This is a genomic window from Mycobacterium sp. NPDC051804, assembly GCF_044452905.1.
GTDB lineage: Bacteria > Actinomycetota > Actinomycetes > Mycobacteriales > Mycobacteriaceae > Mycobacterium.
The window spans coordinates 404153-423958 of the sequence record NZ_JBITCD010000006.1 but is presented as its reverse complement, the minus strand read 5'-3'; the positions used below and the strand labels follow the sequence as shown (position 1 = coordinate 423958).

General features: G+C 66.7%; 21 protein-coding genes. 9 read left to right on the top strand and 12 right to left on the bottom strand.

Features of this window, described 5'->3' with window-relative positions:
- Positions 1-56 precede the first annotated feature (56 nt).
- The 3 genes from ACIA48_RS24945 to mshB all read right to left on the bottom strand — a co-directional run bounded on the left by ACIA48_RS24945 (position 57) and on the right by mshB (position 4202).
- Positions 57-2636, bottom strand: a complete 2580-nt coding sequence (locus ACIA48_RS24945; RefSeq protein ID WP_396738475.1) for a bifunctional FO biosynthesis protein CofGH — start codon at positions 2634-2636, stop codon at positions 57-59.
- Positions 2637-2780: 144 nt separating this feature from the next.
- Positions 2781-3164: a hypothetical protein gene (locus ACIA48_RS24940; protein WP_396738474.1), complete on the bottom strand. Its 384-nt coding sequence runs from the start codon at positions 3162-3164 to the stop codon at positions 2781-2783.
- Between the two features lie 159 nt (positions 3165-3323).
- The gene (gene mshB / locus ACIA48_RS24935) at positions 3324-4202 is read right to left on the bottom strand and encodes an N-acetyl-1-D-myo-inositol-2-amino-2-deoxy-alpha-D-glucopyranoside deacetylase (RefSeq protein ID WP_396737893.1); all 879 of its coding nucleotides are present in this window, start codon (positions 4200-4202) and stop codon (positions 3324-3326) included.
- Positions 4203-4242: 40 nt separating this feature from the next.
- On the opposite strand from mshB, the gene ACIA48_RS24930 reads away from it, so the two are divergent.
- Positions 4243-5481 carry a chloride channel protein gene (locus ACIA48_RS24930; RefSeq protein WP_396737890.1) on the top strand — a complete coding sequence of 413 codons (1239 nt, stop codon included), beginning with the start codon at positions 4243-4245 and terminating at the stop codon, positions 5479-5481.
- Here the strand turns inward: ACIA48_RS24930 and ACIA48_RS24925 are convergent.
- From ACIA48_RS24925 to ACIA48_RS24915, 3 genes are all read right to left on the bottom strand, one after another.
- Positions 5475-7340 carry an ABC transporter family substrate-binding protein gene (locus tag ACIA48_RS24925; protein WP_396738472.1) on the bottom strand — a complete coding sequence of 622 codons (1866 nt, stop codon included), beginning with the start codon at positions 7338-7340 and terminating at the stop codon, positions 5475-5477. The two genes, ACIA48_RS24930 and ACIA48_RS24925, sit on opposite strands and share 7 nt — an antisense overlap.
- Positions 7341-7405: 65 nt before the next feature.
- Entirely contained in the window at positions 7406-9295 is a 1890-nt protein-coding gene (typA, locus tag ACIA48_RS24920; protein WP_396737887.1) for a translational GTPase TypA, read from the bottom strand.
- A gap of 26 nt (positions 9296-9321) precedes the next feature.
- Positions 9322-9540, bottom strand: coding sequence for a hypothetical protein (locus tag ACIA48_RS24915; protein ID WP_396738501.1), 219 nt, complete (start codon positions 9538-9540; stop codon positions 9322-9324).
- A 168-nt stretch (positions 9541-9708) separates the two neighbouring features.
- Between ACIA48_RS24915 and ACIA48_RS24910 the strand changes: the two genes are divergently transcribed.
- Positions 9709-9975, top strand: a complete 267-nt coding sequence (locus ACIA48_RS24910) for a hypothetical protein (protein ID WP_396737885.1) — start codon at positions 9709-9711, stop codon at positions 9973-9975.
- On the opposite strand, the gene ACIA48_RS24905 is transcribed toward ACIA48_RS24910, so the two are convergent.
- Positions 9927-10970, bottom strand: coding sequence for a helix-turn-helix domain-containing protein (locus ACIA48_RS24905; RefSeq protein ID WP_396737883.1), 1044 nt, complete (start codon positions 10968-10970; stop codon positions 9927-9929). The two genes, ACIA48_RS24910 and ACIA48_RS24905, sit on opposite strands and share 49 nt — an antisense overlap.
- A 113-nt stretch (positions 10971-11083) precedes the next feature.
- On the opposite strand from ACIA48_RS24905, the gene ACIA48_RS24900 reads away from it, so the two are divergent.
- The gene (locus ACIA48_RS24900; protein ID WP_396737881.1) at positions 11084-12373 is read left to right on the top strand and encodes a cytochrome P450; all 1290 of its coding nucleotides are present in this window, start codon (positions 11084-11086) and stop codon (positions 12371-12373) included.
- Here ACIA48_RS24900 and ACIA48_RS24895 read toward each other — a convergent pair.
- Positions 12364-13440, bottom strand: a complete 1077-nt coding sequence (locus tag ACIA48_RS24895) for a hypothetical protein (RefSeq protein WP_396737878.1) — start codon at positions 13438-13440, stop codon at positions 12364-12366. The two genes, ACIA48_RS24900 and ACIA48_RS24895, sit on opposite strands and share 10 nt — an antisense overlap.
- A 43-nt stretch (positions 13441-13483) precedes the next feature.
- On the opposite strand from ACIA48_RS24895, the gene ACIA48_RS24890 reads away from it, so the two are divergent.
- The gene (locus ACIA48_RS24890; RefSeq protein WP_396737875.1) at positions 13484-14260 is read left to right on the top strand and encodes a DUF6745 domain-containing protein; all 777 of its coding nucleotides are present in this window, start codon (positions 13484-13486) and stop codon (positions 14258-14260) included.
- An 8-nt stretch (positions 14261-14268) separates the two neighbouring features.
- Here the strand turns inward: ACIA48_RS24890 and ACIA48_RS24885 are convergent, their stop codons facing one another.
- On the bottom strand, positions 14269-14658 hold the full coding sequence (locus ACIA48_RS24885) for a (deoxy)nucleoside triphosphate pyrophosphohydrolase (protein WP_396737872.1): 390 nt from the start codon (positions 14656-14658) through the stop codon (positions 14269-14271).
- Between the two features lie 26 nt (positions 14659-14684).
- On the opposite strand from ACIA48_RS24885, the gene ACIA48_RS24880 reads away from it, so the two are divergent.
- Positions 14685-14969, top strand: a complete 285-nt coding sequence (locus ACIA48_RS24880; protein ID WP_083123947.1) for a 4a-hydroxytetrahydrobiopterin dehydratase — start codon at positions 14685-14687, stop codon at positions 14967-14969.
- On the opposite strand, the gene ACIA48_RS24875 is transcribed toward ACIA48_RS24880, so the two are convergent.
- Positions 14947-16182, bottom strand: coding sequence for a mannosyltransferase (locus ACIA48_RS24875; RefSeq protein WP_396737869.1), 1236 nt, complete (start codon positions 16180-16182; stop codon positions 14947-14949). The genes ACIA48_RS24880 and ACIA48_RS24875 overlap by 23 nt on opposite strands.
- A 98-nt stretch (positions 16183-16280) precedes the next feature.
- On the opposite strand from ACIA48_RS24875, the gene ACIA48_RS24870 reads away from it, so the two are divergent.
- Both ACIA48_RS24870 and ACIA48_RS24865 read left to right on the top strand, forming a co-directional pair.
- Positions 16281-16850, top strand: coding sequence for a hypothetical protein (locus tag ACIA48_RS24870; protein WP_396737866.1), 570 nt, complete (start codon positions 16281-16283; stop codon positions 16848-16850).
- 54 nt (positions 16851-16904) lie between these two features.
- Positions 16905-17870, top strand: coding sequence for a hypothetical protein (locus ACIA48_RS24865; protein ID WP_396737863.1), 966 nt, complete (start codon positions 16905-16907; stop codon positions 17868-17870).
- A gap of 10 nt (positions 17871-17880) precedes the next feature.
- Here the strand turns inward: ACIA48_RS24865 and ACIA48_RS24860 are convergent, their stop codons facing one another.
- The gene (locus ACIA48_RS24860) at positions 17881-18027 is read right to left on the bottom strand and encodes a DUF1059 domain-containing protein (RefSeq protein WP_083123951.1); all 147 of its coding nucleotides are present in this window, start codon (positions 18025-18027) and stop codon (positions 17881-17883) included.
- A 33-nt stretch (positions 18028-18060) separates the two neighbouring features.
- Here ACIA48_RS24860 and ACIA48_RS24855 point away from each other — a divergent pair, with 33 nt between their 5' ends.
- Both ACIA48_RS24855 and ACIA48_RS24850 read left to right on the top strand, forming a co-directional pair.
- Positions 18061-18720: a nitroreductase family protein gene (locus tag ACIA48_RS24855; RefSeq protein ID WP_396737860.1), complete on the top strand. Its 660-nt coding sequence runs from the start codon at positions 18061-18063 to the stop codon at positions 18718-18720.
- Between the two features lie 109 nt (positions 18721-18829).
- Positions 18830-19216: a recombinase family protein gene (locus ACIA48_RS24850; RefSeq protein ID WP_396737857.1), complete on the top strand. Its 387-nt coding sequence runs from the start codon at positions 18830-18832 to the stop codon at positions 19214-19216.
- On the opposite strand, the gene ACIA48_RS24845 is transcribed toward ACIA48_RS24850, so the two are convergent.
- Positions 19213-19791, bottom strand: a complete 579-nt coding sequence (locus tag ACIA48_RS24845; RefSeq protein WP_396737854.1) for an HhH-GPD-type base excision DNA repair protein — start codon at positions 19789-19791, stop codon at positions 19213-19215. The genes ACIA48_RS24850 and ACIA48_RS24845 overlap by 4 nt on opposite strands.
- Positions 19792-19806: the final 15 nt, after the last annotated feature.

Below are 19806 nucleotides of genomic sequence, written 5' to 3'. Positions count from 1 at the left end.
ACGGACCTCAGTCCGGATATATTTCCCCGCGGTTCGTTGCATCGCGGGAACGACCGTCAGGCAGCCAACGGCGCGTACGTTGTGGAACGTTGTCGTGCCGGGCGCCCGATACCCTCGGCGATCGAGGTGAGCTCCTCGACGCTCTTGGCCGAGCCGAACTCCGATCCGGCCATCCGCGAGATGGTCTCCTCCATCAGCGTGCCGCCGAGATCGTTGGCGCCGCCGTTGAGCATCACCTGAGTGCGCTCGGTGCCGAGCTTGACCCAGCTGGTCTGAATGTTGGAGATCCTGCCGTGCAGCATGATCCGCGCCAGCGCATGCACGGCGCGGTTGTCGCGGTGCGTGGGACCGGGCCGCGCGCCGCCCGCGAGGTACAGCGGTGAGCTTTGATGCACGAACGGCAGAGGGACGAATTCGGTGAATCCGCCGGTGCGGTCCTGAATCTCACGCAGTACGCGAAGGTGGCCAACCCAATGCCGCGGCGAATCGACGTGGCCGTACATCATTGTCGAGCTTGATCGCAGCCCGACCTCGTGCGCGGTGCTGACGACCTCGACCCACATCGACGTCGGCAGCTTGCCCTTGGTCAGCACCCAGCGGACCTCGTCGTCGAGGATCTCGGCGGCAGTACCGGGAATGCTGCCAAGGCCTGCCTCGCGCAACGAGGTTAGCCACTCACGGATCGAAAGCCCGCTCTTGGTCACGCCATTGGCGATCTCCATCGGCGAGAACGCATGCACATGCATCGACGGCACGCGCGCCTTGACCGCCCGCACCAGATCGGCATAGCCGGTGACCGGAAGCTCAGGGTCGATACCGCCCTGCATGCACACCTCAGTCGCACCCGCGACGTGCGCCTCCCACGCTCGGTCGGCAACCTCGTCGACGGAAAGCGAGAACGCGTCCGCGTCACCCTTACGCTGCGCGAAGGCGCAGAACCGGCAGCCCGTGTAGCAGATGTTGGTGAAGTTGATGTTGCGGTTCACCACGTAGGTCACGTCGTCGCCCACCGCGTCCCGCCGCAGCGAATCAGCCAGTGCTGCAACGGCATCCATCGCCGGACCGTCTGCCATCGCCAGCGCCAGATACTCGTCGTCGGACAATCCGGCCGGATCGCGCTCGGCCGAGCGCAACGCCGCCAGCACATCGGTGTCGATGCGCTCAGGCGCTTGGGCCGCGAGCTCGTGCACCTTCTCGCGGATGGATTCCCAATCGCCGAACGCACTGCCCAGATCGCTGCGCGTCTCGGTGAGCCGGCCCGAGGAGTCGATGGCGGCGTGAAGATCGGTGCGGCCAAGGGATTCCCAGGCCTCATCGGGTTCCTGCCACGGCCTGCCGACGGGATTGACGTCGCGAGCCAGACCGGTGTCCGGGTCGGCCAGTGCGTCGACATGGCCGCGTACCCGCGGATCGATCCACGCCGCGCCAGCCTGCACGTACTGCGGCTGTGCCGTCAATCGCTGCACCAGGTCGTAGCCGGCCTCCGCGGTCACGGCGGACAACTCGTCGAGCGCGGGCCAGGGCCGCTCGGGATTGACGTGGTCAGGAGTCAGCGGCGAAACGCCACCCCAGTCGTCGACCCCCGCGCCGATCAGCGCCAGGCACTCGGACCGCGACACCAGGTTCGGCGGCGCCTGGATACGGACCTTGGGTCCCATCACCAGACGCGTGACAGCGACCGTCGCCACGAAGTCCTCAAAGCCCGCATCCGGCTTCGCCGCCATCGCGGTGTGGTCCTTGGCGCGGAAGTTCTGCACGATCACTTCCTGAACGTGTCCGAACTCCTTGTGCGATCGACGGATCGCATGAATGGTGTCGGCGCGCTCTTGAAGCGTCTCTCCGATCCCGACCAGAAGCCCCGTGGTGAACGGAATGGAAAGGCGGCCCGCGTCGGCGAGCGTGCGCAGCCGGACCTCCGGGTCTTTGTCGGGACTGCCGAAATGGGCGAGGCCCTTGGTCTCGAACAGCCGTCGCGAGGTGGTCTCGAGCATCATGCCCATCGACGGCGCCACCGGCTTGAGCCGGGAGAGCTCCGACCAGCTCATCACGCCGGGGTTCAGGTGCGGCAGCAGCCCGGTCTCCTCCAATACGCGGATCGCCATTGCCCTGACGTAATCCAACGTCGAGTCGTAGCCGCGCTCGTCGAGCCACTGCCTGGCCTCTTCCCACCGCGCCTCGGGCCGGTCGCCGAGCGTGAACAGGGCTTCCTTGCAACCCAATTCGGCACCGCGACGCGCCACCTCGAGGATCTCGTCGGGCTCCATGTACATGCCGACGCCCTGCGCGCGCAGCTTGCCGGGAACGGTGACAAACGTGCAGTAGTGGCACGTGTCGCGGCACAGGTGGGTGACGGGGATGAACACTTTGCGCGAATAGCTCACCGGCAACCGTCCGCCTGCGCCGCGGCGGTCGGCGGCCTCCAGCCCCGCATCGCGAACGCGGGCCGCACTGGCACACAGGTCCGCGAGGTCGTCGCCGCGCGCGGTCATCGCGATCGCGGCTTCCTCCGTGTTGAGCGCCACCCCGTCGCGGGCTCGGCGCAGTACGCGACGCAGGCTGGCGGGACTCGGCGTGCCGGATCTCGGTGGGACCACCGGGCTGGGCAGGTCGGCGCCGTGCTGGGGGTTCAGAGCCACTCCCGTGTAACCCCACGTCCGTCGAAGATCATCCGCGCGTCTCACATTCTGAAACATGGGCGCCTGACATATCGGTCACATTAGTCCGCCTATTGACCCAGTCGGCACGCTGCCGTCGGAACGGGCCTGCCACCGAATAGGAGCTCAGGCGTTCACATGACGCCACAGCACCGCAGCGGGGGGCAGCGTGCCAAGGATGATCAGCAGCAGGGTGCCGTACGCCATCAGCCCGGCGCCGCCGTAGACGATGTCGTCGCCGGGGCCGCCCAACGACAGCACCGCCACCGTCACCAGCCAGGTGAACAGCGGTAATGCCGCCGTCCTCGGCGAGGAGGTCCAATGCAGCGCGGCCCACACCAGGGCCGCGTTCACCAGGCCACCGATCAGTGCGCTGATCGGAAACGGCCATGTGCCGATGTAGGTCGGGAGAAAGAACGACGCCAGGAGCGCGCAGAGGACACCGTCGATGGCGAGCAGCGTCAGAACAGTGATTCGCGGATAGTCAGCGCTGGGTGGGGACGAGGTCAGGTCGGGATGCTATCGATGACGCTGGCGATCGAACCGATGACCCACTGAAAGTTGTCGAGCCGGTCCTGCCAGTGCTGCAGGTTCGGATCCAGATCCGGGTCCATGGTCGTCCCTTCCACACACGCGAGTTGTCGGGGAGCTTACCCCGTTGTGCCCTCGCTATTCGAGGTTCAGGCCCGCGAGCAGATCGGTTTCCCATCCGCGATGGTCTCCGGGACCCGCTTCGCCCGACACCAGGATGTAGTGCTCGACGGCGCCGACCGGCAACGCGATGTTGTTCGACAGCGCCAGCGACCGGTCGTTGGGCGCGACGGTGACCTGCGTGGCGTGCGCCCGCAGCGCGGCCACCTTGGCAGGCAGTTGGTCGGGGACGTCGATGATCGCGTCGATCGCCTCGTCGGGATGGCCGAACGACACATCGTCGATCGACACCCGGATCCATTCGTCGGGCACCTCGTCGTCGAGCGCGTTCAGTCCCTCGGCGATCGCGGTCGTCGACAGGACGGTCCAGTACACCTTCGGCACGGTCCACGGCTCGCCCAGATATTCGTTGCCCGGCGACGCCGCAACCGCCGCCATCGTCACGTCGTGGGTGTGGATGTGGTCGGGATGCCCGTAGCCGCCGTTCGGGTCATAGGTGACTACGACGTGAGGGCGCAGCTCACGGATGATCGCCACCAGTGCACCCACCGACTCCGCGGGATCGGCGTCGACGAACCGCTGATGGTGCCGGGCCGGCGTACCTTCCATCCCCGAGTCGCGCCAGCGACCCGCACCGCCGAGGAACACCGGCTCGTCGACGCCGAGCGCCCGCAGCGCCGCAGTCAGCTCACCGATGCGGAACCCGCCGAGTTGGTCGGCGTTGTCGACGGCTAGGTGCGCCCACCGGTCGCCGATCACCTCGCCCTCCTCGCCAAGCGTGCACGTAACCACCTGCACCCGCGCGCCGCGCGCGACGTAATGCGCGATGGTCGCGCCTGTCGTCAACGTCTCGTCGTCGGGATGCGCATGAACGAACAGCAGCCGCGGGCACTCCATTGACACAGCTTGCACGATGATCGGCGGTTAGATTCAGCTGGTGTCGCGCCGCTCAGTCGAATTCATATGCGCGATCATCATCGTCGGCCTGCTCGCAGGTGTCGCGGGCGCGGCCACCACGCTGCTGTTACACGCCATCGAACATCTGACGTACCACTACTCGTTCGGCACGCTGCTGTCCGGCGTCGGCGGCAGCAGCCCGGTTCGACGCGCGGTCGGTCCGATGATCGGCGGTGCGCTCGCCGGCTTGGGATGGTGGATGCTGCGACGGCGGACCACCGTTCCGCCGTTGGCCGGGACCATCAAGGCGCACCGGCCGATACCCCGAATTGCGATGTCCATCGACGCGTTCCTGCAAGTGTTGCTCGTCGGCGCGGGTGCGTCGCTCGGTCGCGAAGGCGCACCGCGCCAATTGTCCGCTGCATTCGGCGATTTCGGCACCTCGCGGCTGTCGCTCACGGCGCGAGACCGCGAGATTCTGCTCGCCTGCGCGGCCGGCGCCGGGTTGGGCGCGGTCTACAGCGTGCCGCTGGGCGGAGCGTTGTTCGCCGCGCAGATCCTGCTCGGCAGCTGGCATCCGCGGGTGTTGGGTACGGCGTTGATTACGTCGAGCCTCGCAGTCGCGGTCGCCGCGCCCGTCACCCATCTCGAGCACCCGCTGGACTGGCCGGACGTGACGACGTCGTATCTGTTCGCGTTTCTGGCGCTGGCCGTCGCGCCGCTGGCCGGCGCCATCGGCCTGGCGTTCAACCGGGTGATGGACGCTGCACGTCCCAAGGTGCAGTACAAGTCCTGGATCCTGATTCCGACGATCGCGACGGCTGGTCTGGTGACCGGCATCTGCTCGATCTGGTTCCCGGAACTACCGGGCAACGGGCGAAGCATTTTGACGGTGGCCGTCGACAGTGGGATGACGCTCGGAGCCGCCTGCGCGATCCTGTTGTTGAAACCGCTTCTGACAGCCGGGTTTCTGCGCGCCGGGGCCGTTGGCGGCCTACTCACCCCCGCGCTGGCCACGGGTGCTGCCACCGGATCGGTGGTGGCTCTTGCGCTCAATCAGCTGGCGGGCACCGAGATCCACGTGTCGGCGCTGGCGCTGACGTGTGCGGCCGGAGTCTTGGCGATCACGCAAAAGTCACCGCTCTTTGCGGCCCTGTTCGTGTGGGAACTGGCGCACCCGCCGTATTGGTTCCTGTTCGTGTTCGCCATCGCCGCGTATGCCGCGCACGGACTGCGGTTGATGCGCGAACGCCACCAGGCCGCATTGCCCTCTCACTGACGGGTTTTCACCCACGTTCCGGCATCGCCGACGATGCCGATCGGTACCGCACCGGACAGCTTGACGTTCTGCACGCTCGGGCCGGCTGCGACGATCGTGGTGTCCTGCAGGATCGGCAGCACCGTCGACATGTTCCACAGTCGCGGTTCGACGGCGGTGATCACGGCGTCGATAGGCTCCCGTCCGTCGAGCGCCGCGTCGATCTTCGGCTGCAGGCTGCGGTCGCAGATACCGGTGATATTGCTTGGCGCCTGGACCAGTTCGCCGGATTCCGGCGCGGGGCTCGCGGGGGTGGTCGATGTCGCTGTCGTGGTCGGGGCCGATGTCGTCGGCGCGGTGGGGGTCGTGGTCGACGTCGGCTTCGGGGTCTCCGGTTTATCCGAGGTTGGTGGGGCCGGCGGATCAGGAGTATCGGGCGCGGCCGTCGCCACCGCGGTGGCCTCGAGCGCACGGCAGCCGTACCGCGATGCGAGCGAGGTGGCGAGGTCACCGCCGGCCTGATGCCAGCCGACCACGGCGTCGACGCGATTGTTCGTCAGCGCATCCCCGTAAAGTGCGACCGGATCGAGCGCCGATACGGACGCCTCAATGCCCACGTTGCGCAATTGGTCAGCGGCCGTGTTGGCGACCGCGACCGATGTCGGATCGTTGGCGGCGACACCGAGCACCAGCGACAGCGGCTCACCGTCCTTGATGATGCGGCCGCGATCGTTGTCGGGGGTGGGCGTGCCCGGTGTCGGAGGTGCCGGCGTTGCGACGGGCTCCACCACATACCCGGCGTCGACGAGCAGAGCGAGCGCATCCTCTTTGGAGATCGCGGGCGGCGCTGTCGGGACGTAGCCGGGATCGGACGGAGACCGCACCTGCGCCTGCGCCAACGTCACCGTATTGTCGTCGCCCGCACCGACCGCGGCGAGCAGGTCGACGTCCAGGAGACCGAAGATCGCCTTGCGCACTTGGGTATCCGCGAGTGCGGGTTGTTGCCCCCGCAGCGACAACTGCATGACGCGCGGCGTGACGATCCGCGCGGTCCGGACATCCGGAATCGCCGACAGTTGAGCGAAAGTGGCCGCACCGCCGTGTACCTGGGCCACCTGCGTGTCCCCGTTGCGGATCGAGTCGGCCAGCGCGGCCGCGTCACCGCCGCGGCGCAACAGGATCAGGTCGGGTTTGGCGGGCGCGCTCCAGAAGCGGTCATTGCGGGCCAGCAGGATCTCGTCGCGTTGGGGGTCGATGTTCTCGACCCGAAACTGACCGCCGGTCACGGGCAGGGTGCGCGCCAGGCCCGCGGCGAATCCGCCGGGGATGTCCTTGACGATGTGGGCGGGCAGGATGTTGTTGAACAACTCACGCCAGGCTGGATACGGCTGTGAGAAGGTCACCACCGCGGTCTTGCCGCCCTCGATCGATTGCACTCCGGTGATGAGGTCATAGCCGGCGGGGTCGACCACCCCGGGCTGGCTCACCATCTGCTGCCACAGGTACCAGAAGTCGTCGGCGCCGATCGGGGCGTTGTCGGTCCACGACGCCTCGGGGCGGATCTTGTACGTGACGGTGAACGGATTCTCACTGGTGACTTCGGCCGACTCCAGCAGCGTGGTGTCGAGTACCCACCGCGATCCGGCCGGGGTGTTCGGATCCGGCACCGGCCGGAAGGAACTGGGCAGCACCAGAGAACTGATGGCGGCGTTCACCGGCGATTGATCGGCCAGCAGGTGCGGATTGAAGCCCGGACCGATCCAGTCGATGGCCATGATGATCTGTGACGCCTTCGGCGGAGGCGCAGCCGTCGTCTCTGTGGTGTCGGTGCTCTGCGGCGCCGGCGGCGGGCTGACGGTGCAGCCGGATATCAGCGTCATCAGCGCGGATATCGCGACTATGACGCGTACTGGCCTCGGCACGTCGTTCAGGGTATCGGCAGCCGCTAGCCGCGGGCTTTGGCGCGGGCCTTCGCGCGGGCGCGCATCGTCGCATCCAACTCGACCTTGCGCACGCGGACCACCTCGGGCGTGACCTCCACGCACTCGTCCTCGGCGCAGAACTCCATCGCCTGTTCGAGCGTCAGCTCCAGCGGTCGGGCCAGCGTCTCGATGACGTCGGCCGTCGATGACCGCATGTTGGTCAGCTTCTTCTCGCGGGTCACGTTCACGTCGAGATCCTCGGCGCGCGGGTTGATGCCGACCACCTGACCCTCGTAGGTGTCCTGGCCCGGTTCGACGAAGAACTGACCGCGGTCGGCCAGCTGAATCATGGCGAACGGCGTGATCGAGCCGGACCGGTCCGACACCAACGACCCGGTGTGGCGCGCCTTGATCTCCCCCGCCCACGGCCGGTAGCCGTCGAACACGGCGTTGGCGATGCCGGTGCCGCGGGTCAGCGTCAGGAAGTCGGTGCGGAATCCGATCAGACCGCGGCTGGGCACGATGAAGTCCATCCGCACCCACCCGGCGGCGTGGTTGGTCATCTCCTCCATGCGACCCTTGCGGCCGGCCATCAACTGGGTGATGGCGCCGACGAACTCGTCGGGACAGTCGATCGTCATCGCCTCGAACGGCTCGTGCAGCTTGCCGTCGATCGTCTGGGTGACCACCTGCGGCTTGCCCACGGTGAGCTCGAAGCCTTCGCGGCGCATCTGCTCGACGAGGACGGCCAGTGCGAGCTCGCCTCGGCCCTGCACCTCCCACGCGTCGGGCCGGTCGATGTCGACGACCTTGATCGACACGTTGCCGACCAGTTCGGTGTCCAGGCGCGACTTGACCATTCGGGCGGTGAGCTTGTGCCCGGACACCTTGCCCGCCAGCGGTGAGGTGTTGGTGCCGATGGTCACCGAGATTGCGGGCTCGTCGACGGTGATGCGCGGTAGGGCGTGCGCGTGCTCGATGTCGGCGAGCGTGTCGCCGATCATGATCTCCGGGATGCCGGCGACGGCCACGATGTCGCCCGCGATGGCCTCGTCGGTGGAGGTTCTTTCCACGCCCTCGGTCACGAGCAGTTCGGTGATTTTGGCGTTGGTGATGACGGGATGGCCGTCGACCTCGCGCATCCAGGCGACCTGCTGCCCCTTCTTGATTCGGCCCTTGTAGATCCGGATGAGCGCGAGGCGACCGAGGAACGCCGACGCGTCGAGGTTGGTCACCAGAGCTTGCAGCGGAGCCTCGGGATCGCCCTTGGGCGGCGGAATGTGCTCGAGCAGCACGTCGAACAACGGGTCGAGGTTCTCGCCCTCGGGGTTTTCGCCGTTGGCGGGTTCGACGGTGCTGGCGATCCCCGCCCGGCCCGACGCATACAGCGTGGGCAGGCCGAGCGCGTCCTCGGCGGCCTTCTGGGCCTCCTCGTCAAGGTCGGAGGCGACATCGAGCAGTAGATCGTGGCTGTCGGAAACCACTTCGGCGATGCGCGCGTCCGGCCGGTCGGTCTTGTTGACCACCAGAATCACCGGCAGGTGCGCGGCGAGCGCCTTGCGCAGCACGAAGCGGGTCTGCGGCAGCGGGCCCTCGGACGCGTCGACCAGCAGCAGCACCCCGTCGACCATGGACAGCCCGCGCTCGACCTCACCGCCGAAGTCGGCGTGACCCGGGGTGTCGATGACGTTGATGACAGTCATGTTGCCGTCGGGGTGGTGACGATGGACCGCAGTGTTCTTCGCCAGGATGGTGATGCCCTTTTCCTTCTCCAGGTCCCCCGAGTCCATCAATCGCTCGATGGCATCATCTCCGCGGTGAGAAAGCGCGCCGGACTGTCGCAGCATCGCATCGACCAGGGTCGTCTTCCCGTGATCGACGTGCGCAACAATGGCGACATTCCGAAAATCCACGCCGGTAAGTGTCGCAGTGCGGGTACTCAAACGCGAAAACGGGAGAGACAGGTCACTTGAAGGCCAGCAAGCTGCTCGACATAAAACCGAAGAAAAAGTGTTGTCGCAGCAAGCCCAGGTGCAAAAAATGCCCGCTTGTTCTGCACAAAGTCCGTAAGGCCGAGTTGATGGGCATCCGCGGCAAGGAGCTCGAAAAGATCTACAAGCGCGCCCGCAAGAACTGAGCCCGCGGCGTCGTCGTTCATACCTTCGCCGAGCCTGCTGACAGATCGCGAAATTCCGTCGAATCGCGATCTGTCAGCAGGGTCGGTTGGGGTTGATCCAACGCGTCAACGCGACCGCACGACCCCGGCCCGCGGCGTACCGTTAAAGCGTCCGCCAGGTGTTCTCACTTGCGGTTGGAGGTACCGGATATGACGGTCTACGAGGTTCTCACCGTTGCGCTGATCTTCGTGGTCGCTTCGGCCGCGACGCTGGCGATCTACCTCGGCTTGCTCAACTGGATGGGCCGGTTCCACGTGGTGCATTGCTCCGCGTGCCATCACCTGACCACAGCGTCGACGAGGCAGCCGCAGGCGTCCTGCCCTCATTGCCGCCACCCGTTGCTGCTGCATCCACTGCACGCGGCGACTCACCCGAATGCGCGGGTGCGGGTGCTCACCGACTCGCTGCGGTACTGAGCGCCGGACCGGAAATCGCTGGCCGGCTTGCCCGTCCAGCGCCGGAACGCGTGTGAGAACGCCGTGGTGTCGCTGTAACCCAGCCGGCGCGCCACCTCGTTGACCGATAGTCCTACAACACTGAGCAATTCGACGGCCAGGGTGTGCGCGACGTCGTTGCGCAGCTCCCGGTACGACGTGTGCTCGTGGTCGAGTTGACGCCGCAGCGTGCGGGTACTCATGTGCAGTTCGGCAGCCAACTCCTCGATCGTGGGCATGGACTCCGGGCTCTGCGCGAACCGCGACCGCACAGTGGCCGACAGTGTGGGCGCTGACTCCAGGGTGTGCACCAGGCGTTCGCATTCCCGCGCGCACGCGGCGCGGGTGATCGGGTCGGCGGTCGGCAGCCGCAGCGCCAAAGCACCGGTGGGAATGCGGAAACGGTATTGCGCCGCACCGGTTTCCACGTCGAACGGACGCAGTGCGGCACGCAGTCGCTCGCCCTGCTCCCCGTCGAAGGGGACCTCCACCGTCAGCGGAGCCGTGGCCAACCCGGACATCCGCAGTAGCAACGGTAAGGCTGAAAGATCGCGCGCCGCATAGTATTCGCGGACGTCGACGGGCAGATGTTCGTACCGCAGCAGCACGATCGTCACGTCGCCGACCTGAACCGACTGGGGGTTGAACACTGTCGGCGACAACGTCGCGTAAGCCAGTGCGACCGCCAGCGCCTCCCTTGCATTGGCACTGGACAGCAGTGCGTAACCCCAGATGCCCAGATCGCCGACGGTGAACTGCGATCCGACGCGGATCCCCGCAGCCAATGGGTCGCCGAGTTCGCGGGCAAGGTTGGCGGTCAAGACGAACTCATCGTCCTGATCGATGCGATAGCCGGCGGCCACGACCCCGTTCTCGGTCCAGTGGGTTCCGGCGAGCAGTCGTTGGAACGGCACGTCGGCGTCGCGCGCTACCGCGAACGCGTAGCGAATACCCGCCGGACTCCTGGTCACCGTCATTGCCTGCGATGGTGTCACGCTCGGCCACTTGAACCATGTGGTTGGCCGAATCGACCACCTAGTTGGCCGTCGCAATCATGTCGTTGCGGCATGCGGGCGCACATCCTTGCTCTATGCGTACTCCGACGTTGCCGGTGGTCGGGTCGACGATGCGCGACTTCGGACTGATGGTCGGCCAGGGAGCGGTCCGGGACCTGCGGCGTGCGCGGGTCGGTTCGGTCAACAAAAGCGTGCCGCGCACCACCTTCGATCCCACCGCGACCGACACGATCAGGGATCCATTCCCCGCGCTGGCGCGACTGCGCGAACACCCCGTACATGTCAACGAGAAGCTCAATGTGTGGATGCTGGCCCGCCACGAGGATGTCACCGCCGGGGCGCGGGCACACGACGTCTTGTCGTCGAGTTCAGGAGTTCTGCTGCGGTCTACGGTGATCCCGAGCGTCGTGTCCACCGACGAACCCGATCATGCCCGGTTGCGCCGAGTGGCGGCGCCGTACTTCACGCCGTCGGCGATGCGCCGGCTCGAAGGGTCGCTGGCGCAGTTCGTCGATCCCAGCGTCGATGCCCTGGCTCGCGGTGAGGTCGTCGACATGGTGCCCGCTCTGACGGTGCCGCTGCCCGTCTCGGCGATCGCGCTGCTGTTGGGCGTCGACCGTTCCCGTTGGCGTGATTTCCGGGCGTGGTCCAACGGCGTCACGGCGCTGTTCGGCGCGAGCTCGCTCACCGAAGTCACGCTGACCGTCGGCCAAGCGCTGCCGGGCATCCTGTCACTACGAAGCCTGATCCTCGACGAACTGCGCAGGCGCCGACACGAGGAGCACGAGGACGTGCTCGGCGGTATCAGCAAGGCGCTTGCGGCACGAGAGATCACGCCGGTGGAGGCGCTCAGCGCCGCCTTGATCGTGTTGGTCGCGGGCAACGAGACGACCACCAACCTGCTGGGGATCCTGCTCATCCAGCTGGCGAGCGACCCGGAACTGTATGCGCGGCTGCGGGATAACCGCGACCTCATCCCAGCCGCCGTCGAGGAGACACTGCGCTGGGGCTCCCCAGTGCAATGGGTGACGCGTACGACACTGGCGCCGTATGCAGTCAGCGACACCGTGATTCCGGCCCGCTCGCGGGTGGTGCTGTTCTACGCGGGCGCCAACCGCGACCCGCGTCGCTTCGCCGATCCCGACCGTTTCGACGTCGAACGAAAGCCTGTCGGCCACACCGGCTTCGGCCACGGATCACACTTCTGCATGGGTGCGCACCTGGCCCGACTCGAGGTCGTCGTTGCTCTCAACGGAATATTCGACCGCATCGCCGGCCTGGAGCTGGCGGGGCCCGTGCGGTGGACGACCACGCCGTCGCTGTCCGGGCCGACGTCGCTGCCGATGCGCGCCGTCTACGGGTAGGACAGCAGCAGCATCACGCGACCGTCGGACGGCGGATCGCCGAAGTCGCCCTCGTCGAAGCCGTAGTACTCCTCCTGGTCCTCGGTGATGGTGTCGATCACCTTGCCCTGTGTCTTTATCTCACCGTTCGTGACGTCCTCCATGACACCGTTGAAGTCGGGCACCGACAACGACTCGGCGAGGAGCAAGGCCTCACCGCCGGAGGGCAATTCGACGAGGACCCCGGCACCGGAGTAGTTGTTGCCGCCGCGCCCGGTCCCCCGCGGCGCCCAGTACACCGGCTCGGAACCCAGGGAGCCTTCGACGCGGAAGTACCTGCCGGCGTCGACGGTGTCGTCGACCGTGACGACGGGAAGTGCGGCGATCTTGCGGTCCTGCTGCCAGAACATGATGCCCAGCGGTATGCAGACGATCGCGTACATCATGACCATCAGCATCAGCACGGGCTTCCAGGCGATCTCCCACCCGAGGCGCCACTCGGACACGCCTTTGGCCTGAGCCTGGCTGCCGAGTTGGCGCCGGCCGAATCGGAAGACATACCAAGCCAGTAGGCGCGCCAGCGCCATCAGCGCGAGGATGGTCAGCCCGACGATTCCTGACACCCGCCAGTAGAACGTGCTGTCGCCGTGGTTGATGGTCATCAGCACCATCGTGGCCGGGATCGGGACGGTGATGAGCAGCAGAAGCGCGTACGACGGGTGGCTGGTCAGATAGTCGTAGCTCGTCGTCCAACTCCGATTGCCGCCGTACACCGTGACGTCGCCGATGTCGGCGCTGACCATCGGAGTCCACGACCCGCGCACCACGCGTGGACGTATAAGGCTGCGGAAGAAGAAGAAACCGAACACCAGCGAGACCACTAGCGCACCCCAGAAGACACCAGGCAGCGATTCACCGGTTCCGGGCACACCGAACGCACCACGGATGTCGATGACCTTGCCGATGAAGAACATCAGCGGCACGGCGAAGAAGAACTCGATGAGCCAGATCTGGATGAGTTGCGGTATTCGGCTGCCGACCCGGTCAAAGGCCAGCACTCCTCGCCAGATGAAAGCCAGCACGCGCATGGAGCGGAAGAATAATGTGAGCCGACGAGTTTGAGGGCCGAACATGGGACGAACGCCGAACGACGAAGAGCGCGAACTGCTGGATTTCGTGCGCGACGAATGGGTTGCCGAGGGATTGTCCACGACGCCGGCAGAGCGCGAGCGGACGCAGTGGTCGGTGCTGTCGGCGTACGAAGAGATCGGCCACGGCACCGGAAGCCACATGTTCATCTGGGTGGATTCACCGATGGCGGGAGTGATCGCATCGACGTCGATCGGTTTCGCGCTGAACGAACCGCTGAAGCCGAAGCTGATGAAGCACCTCGAGACCGCGACATCGCCGAACATCCCCGCCGCCAAGAAGATTCGCAAGGACGTGGATCAGCAAGTGTGGCACAGGGTCCGCAACGCGGTGCACAAGCAGGTGGCTGCAGAGCTGGCGACCCGTCAGACGAACGACGACTGGCAGAGCATGAAGCGCCACGTCTGCAACTACACCTGGAATCGGGCGTGGGAGATCGTCGGCGACCCGATTTTCGGGCAGATGTTCGACGATGACGCACGGGCGTCCGACGGGCTGTTCGAGGAGAACCTGCAGCCGTGGGCCGACGCCATGATGGAGGGCCAGTTCAGCGCGGGCACGATGGCGCAACTCGATGCGCTGAACCTCTTGGGCGGACTTGACCTCAAGCCCTTCGCGGGCTTGCAGAAAGTGGCCCGCAACTGCAGCTGGTGGTGGGCCTTCGACACCGGCGCCGTGTTGTGCGATCGGCCGACGAAGATCGAGGTCGCCGGCAACCGGGTGACGATCGAATTCCGCGACGGCTGGCGGGTCGGCTAGGTCGTCAGCTAGGTCGTCAGCTCCGCGCGCAGTTCGGCAAGCCAGGTACGGTCGGCGGGCACCCAGTCCAGGTCGTCGAGTTCGTCGACGGTGATCCATTTGATGGCGCGGTGGTCGTTGGGGTGCAGTGCGCCACCAGTCTGGGTGACCAGGTAGGCGCGCAACGCCGTCGCCGAATTGAGTGCGACGTCCACGCCGATGCGTGCACCGACGGTCACGTCGACGCCGAGTTCCTCCTTGAGTTCACGGGCGAGCGCGGCCTCGTCCGTTTCACCATCGGCCACCTTGCCGCCAGGCAGTTCCCACAAGCCGGCGAGCGCGGGCGGCCGGTCACGTTGAGCGACCAGCAGCGCGTTACCCGCGATGAGGGCACCGGCGACAACGGTCTGGTTTGACATCGCGGCTGACGGTATACCTAACCAATATGGCTGTGTTAACGGACGACCAAGTAGACGCCGCACTGCCCGACCTCGACGGCTGGGAGCGCGCCGACGGCGCACTACGCCGATCGATCAAGTTCGGAGCATTCCTCGACGGTATCGACGCGGTGCGGCGCGTCGGCGAGAAGGCCGAGGAGAAGGATCACCACCCCGACATCGACATTCGTTGGCGGACAGTGACTTTCGCATTGGTGACGCATTCCGAGGGTGGCATCACCGACAAGGACGTCGAAATGGCGAAAGAGATCAACGCGATCGTCGGCCAGTAGCCGCGATCCACGCCAGCGTCGCCAGCGTGGCGACGATGTAAATCAGCCCTGCCCAGGCCAGGTACCAAGGCCGGGAGATGACCCAGATCGTCGGCTGCGCGAAACTCAGCAGCCACGGCACCCCGATCAGGGTCAGCGCCAGCCACCCCCAGCCCAACACCCTCGCGCCGAATCGTTCCCGCAACGGCCCATGCAGCAGCCAGATCATCAACGGGATGAGCCATACCCAGTGGTGCGTCCACGAGATCGGCGAGAGCAGAAGGCCGAACAGCTGCACGACGACGATCGCTCCGAGCCGGTCCGACGCCCCGCCGATCGCACGCCACGCCAGCACCGCCAGTACCGCGGTCACCGCGATGCCGGCCAGCACCAGCGGCCCGTAGCCCGCGTCGTGCCCGAGGATTCGGGAGATCCCGCCCCGCCACGACTGATTGAACGACGTTCCGATTGGTCCCACCCGGGACGCGTCGCCCAGCAATTCGGTGAAGTAGTAACGGGTTTCGCCGCCGATGATCAGCCACGAAATCCCGATCGTGCCGAGAAACACGACCGCCGAGAACGCGACGGCGGCCCACCGGCGGGCGCCGAGGAAGTACAGGCCGGCCACCGCGGGCGTCAGCTTCACCCCGGCCGCGAGGCCGACCAGTAGCCCCGAAACCCACCATCGCGTGCTGCAAACCGCGTAGAGCACCGCGAGCACCAGCAGCACGTTGATCTGGCCGTAGTCGAACGTGCTGCGCAATGGTTCGATCCAGATACCGACGGCGGTCCACAGCATCGCCGTTCGGTGGTCGCCGGAGCCCAACAGCCGCTGGCTGATCCGCACGACTCCGTACAGCGCCGCGAAAAGCCCGATCTGCCAGGCGAATGCGACGAGTCCGAACGGCAATAGGTGCAGTGGGTAGAACACGATCGCCGCGAACGGCGGATACGTGAAAGGCAGCGGGAAGTCCGGAGTCTGATCGGCGTAGACGTAGTCGTAGAGCGTGCCGGGATCGTCGAGCATGCCGGCGCCGCCGACGTACACGTGCAAATCGACGAAGTTGGCCCCGTTGGGAACCAGGTACGTCCACGCCAGGCGCGCGACGATGCTGATCACCAACAGAGTCGGCGCCGCGGCGGCCAGTCGGGCAGGCAATCGCGAAGCGGTCGGGGCGGTCGTCGGCGTGTTTATCACTCGACTGTATCGAGCGGTAACCGTTCGCCTTCGCATCCGTAACGGTTGCATAAATGCCACACGTGTCACTTGAGCCACATCAGTAACTCCGTAATTTCGGCCTAGGCGTGCCGACCAACCTGAATGGGAGAACCATGTACAGCACCAGAAAACTGTTCGCGACCACGATGATTGCGGCCGCGGGAGCCGTCACGGCTGCACTGGCTTTCAGCGGAACCGCCTCCGCCCAGCCGGCAGCACCTGCACCGACCCCCGGCGTTCCGGGCCTGCCGTTCATCCAGCAGCTCGCGTCCAACCCGGCCGCAGCGACGCAGCTCGTCCAGGGCTTCACGTCGATGCTGAACACTGCCGCCGCACCGGCCGCACCCGCCACGGCGCCGCAGACGGCGACTGCGTCGGTCACGCTGCCGCAGGCTCCGGCACTGCCCGGTGCCGCACCGGTTGCCTCTGCGGCTGCGCCTGCGACCAACCCGGCCAACCTGCTTACGGAGGCCGCGTCACCGCTGACCGGTCTCGCCTCGCTGCTGCCCACAGGAACGCCGTTGGCCGGCCTCCTGCCTGCGGCGTCGACGGCCGCTGCACCCGCCGCTGCCGCTGCACCCGCGGTCGCCCCGGCGCTCACCGCACCCGCGGCCGCAGCCGCCGCACCCGCCGCGGCACTTCCCTCTGCACCGCTGATGCTGCCGCTGTCGGCACTGCCCTGACGGCGGCGGCGACGTCGACCGAGAAGACCACTACAACCACTCTTTGGGGGAGTCATGTCAACCAGGACGATGTTCGCCACTGCCGCCGTCGCGCTCGGCGCATCGGTCACGCTGATCTTCGGCGTGACCGGTGTGGCCGGCGCGGAGCCGGCCCCACCCGCGCCGGCTCAGCCGATCGATGCGCTGCAGGCACCGGGCTTGCCTGCGGTGCAGAGCCTCGGGCCGATCATTCAGCAGGCAGCTGCTGATCCGACCAGTGCGGCCTCGACGTTGATGGCAGCCGCCGCCGTGTTCGCCGGCGACGCCACCGCTCCGTCCGACTCCAGAAATGTCGCGACGGCCGTCAATCAGTTCGTCGCCCACACCCCGGCTCCGGGTGCGACGCCGGGCACCGTCGCGCACCTGCCCGCGGGGGTCAACCCCGCCCACGCCGTCGGCCCCGCGCCCGAGGAGCTTGCCGCCCCCGCGCCCGAAGCCGCACTGCCCGCTCCCGCTCCCGCTCCTGCACCGGAGGTCGCGGTTCCGCTTCCCGCGCCTGCTCCGGCACCCGGCCCGGACCCGGCAGCCGCCGCACCAGCGGCAGCACCCGGCGGGCCGGAGTTCGGTCCGGACGCCCCGACGACGCAGGACTTCCTGTACCCCTCGATCAGCAACGGGTGCCTGAAGGACGGCGGAAACGTGCTCGCCACCGCCATTTCGGTGGCGGGTCCGGCCAAGATCCCGACGCCGGGACCCGGCCCGGGCCAGACGGCCTACGTGTTCACCGCGATCGGCACCCCGGGACCCGCCGCGGAACAGAAGCTGCCGCTGAACGTCACCTGGGTGAACCTGACGACCGGCAAGTCAGGCGGTGCCACGCTGCAGCCACGGTCGGACATCAACCCGCAGGGGCCGACCACGCTGACGGCGATCGCCGACACCGGCTCAGGCAGCATCATCTCGACGATCTTCGGTCAGGTCACCACGACCGAGAAGCAGTGCCAGTTCATGCCGACCATCGGTTCGACGGTCGTTCCCTGACGCGCTTGGCTCAGTAGGCCATGAAGAGGATGGCGTCCCGGTCGTAGTCGCGGCCGGGATGCACCTCTGAGAGATGGGCCTGGGCCTTCTCCACGAGATCGTCCTCGTTCTCACCGCGGATCGCCTCGCCGCACGGGCAATTCAGGTGTGTCTTCATACGTAGAGCTTCCCACAGCCCATGATGTTGGGCATGGAGCTTTCTGACGTCATGCGAACAACTGGTGCGGTTCGTCGATTCACCGACGAGCCTCTGCCCGATGATGTGCTCGAACGCATCCTCGACAACGCCCGGTTCGCACCGACCGGCGGCAATCGCCAGGGCACCCATGTCATCGTGATCCGCGACGGCCAGACCCGTAAGGCGCTGGCCGATCTCAGCGTGACGGGTGCGCGCCGCTATACGGCGCAGGTCAATAACGGCGAGTTTCCGTGGAATCCGACGAAGCCCATGGAGGTCACGCCGGAGGAAGTCGCCGCGACGGAGGCGGGCCCGTACCTACCCTTCGTCTACTGCGGCGCTGTGCTCGTGGTGTGCGTGGACCTCAATGTGTGCGCCGCGTTCGACCAGTACCTCGACCGCATCGGGCTCATCGCGGGCGCGTCGGTGTACCCGTTCGTGTGGAACATCCTGTTGGCCGCGCGCAACGAGGGCTATGGCGGCGTGCTGGCGACCGTGACCGTGGCCGAGGAGCCCCGCGCCAAGGAACTCCTCGGCATTCCCGAGGACTACGCGATCGCCGCGCTACTGCCGATCGGCAGGCCGGTGAAGCAGGTTCGCAAGCTCACCCGCAAGCCGGTCGACGAGATCGCCACCCGCGAACGCTTCGACGGTGAGCCGTTCCGGGCCTAGCGCGCGGTTTCGGCCGCTAGGTCGACGTTCGGTAACAGTTCGGCAGTTAGCCAGACTCGAAGGCGTCGCGCCTCTTCCCCACCCGTGAAGGCCGTGGGACCTTGAATACATGACCTGCATGTTGGGTTACGCCGCCGCGAGTGCTGCCGGGCAGAACCTCGAGGGTCAGCTCGCCGCGCTCAGCGCCGAGGGCGTCGACCCCAGGCGGGTGTTCACCGACAAGCTGTCCGAATCCGCCGACCGCGCCCGCGCCGGGCTGCACGCGATGTTGAGCTACGCCCGCTCCGGCGACACCGTCATCGTTGTCGCGCTCGACCGTCTTGGCCGCTCGACAACCGAGGTGACCCGAACCATCGCCGACCTCACCGACCGCGGATTGCGCCTGCGCGCGTTGCGTGAGGGTTTGGACACCGGCACGTCGACAGGCCGGGTCGTCGCCGCAATCCTTCGCACTCTGGCGGACCTGGACCTGCAGCCCGACCGCCAAACCCGTTAGCCCTTCGCGGCCTTGGCCGCCGCCTTGGCCTGCTTCTTGTAGTTCCGGACCTTCTCGAGCGAGCCGGGATCGACGACGTCGGCCACCGACAGGAACGATCCGGCCTTGCCGTAATCGCCCGCGGCTTTGCGCCAGCCGTCTGGTGTCACCCCGTACTGCTTGCCAAGCAGGGCCAGGAAGATCTTCGCCTTCTGCTCACCGAACCCGGGCAGCGCCTTGATCCGGCGCAGCACCTCGGCCCCGTCCGGGTCGCCCGATGTCCACAGCGCCGACGCGTCACCGCCGTAGTCCTCGACGATCAGCTGGGCGATGGCTTGGATCTTCTTGGCCATCGAGCCCGGAAAGCGATGTATCGCCGGCGTTTTCGAACACAACGCGGCGAACTCGTCGGGGTCGTAGTCGGCGATCTCGCGTAGATCGAAGCCGCCGAGGCGGTCGGCCATCTTCTTCGGTCCCGCGAAGGCGTGCTCCATCGGGTACTGCTGATCCAGGGTCATGCCCACCAGCAACGCGAACGGATTCGACTCCAACAGTTCGTCGGCCGCGGGATCTTGAACTAGCTGCAGTTTCGCCACCTCGCCAGTTTAAAT